This is a genomic window from Enterobacter sp. RIT637, from assembly GCF_019718755.1.
In the GTDB taxonomy this organism is placed as follows: Bacteria; Pseudomonadota; Gammaproteobacteria; order Enterobacterales; family Enterobacteriaceae; genus Enterobacter.
This window is the reverse complement of record NZ_JAIHAZ010000167.1, coordinates 1-533: the sequence shown is the minus strand read 5'-3', so window position 1 is coordinate 533 and position 533 is coordinate 1. Positions and strand designations below refer to the sequence as shown.

Annotated in this window: 1 protein-coding gene; it reads right to left on the bottom strand. The window is 58.2% G+C overall.

Going from position 1 to position 533, the window contains the following annotated elements:
- Window positions 1-111: 111 nt before the first annotated feature.
- On the bottom strand, window positions 112-533 hold a 422-nt coding region (locus K5E19_RS23805), incomplete at its 5' end, for a 50S ribosomal protein L11 methyltransferase (RefSeq protein ID WP_221553381.1).

The following is a 533-nucleotide window of genomic DNA, read 5'->3' as shown; positions in this document are numbered from 1 at the left end:
GTGTAGGAGTCCCATTTTACCGCTGACATGTCACCGGCTAACCACTGTAATGCTGGGGGGAGAGAGAGCGCAGAAACGGCGTGGGAAGAGACCCACGCCGGAAAGGCAGAATTACTTTTTGCTGCCAGTGATGCGACACCACTCTTCTTTCTCGACGACAGGATCAAGAGTAAAGAGATCGGCGTAGGCTTCGCACACGCTTTCAGCCTGGCTTGCCAGAATACCGGACAGACCCAGCAGACCGCCCTCAACGGGCAGCACGCTGATTAACGGTGCCAGTTCACGTAACGGGCCTGCCAGGATGTTCGCGACCACCACATCGGCTTTCATGACCTCTGGCTGGCTATCCGGCAGATACAGTTCCAGACGTTCGGAAACACCATTGCGCTGCGCGTTATCGCGGCTGGCCTGGATCGCCTGCGGATCGATGTCGATCCCGATGGCTTTGGCCGCGCCCAGTTTCAATGCCGCAATCGCCAGGATCCCGGAGCCACAACCGAAGTCGATCACGGTTTTGCCCTCCAGATCCAGCC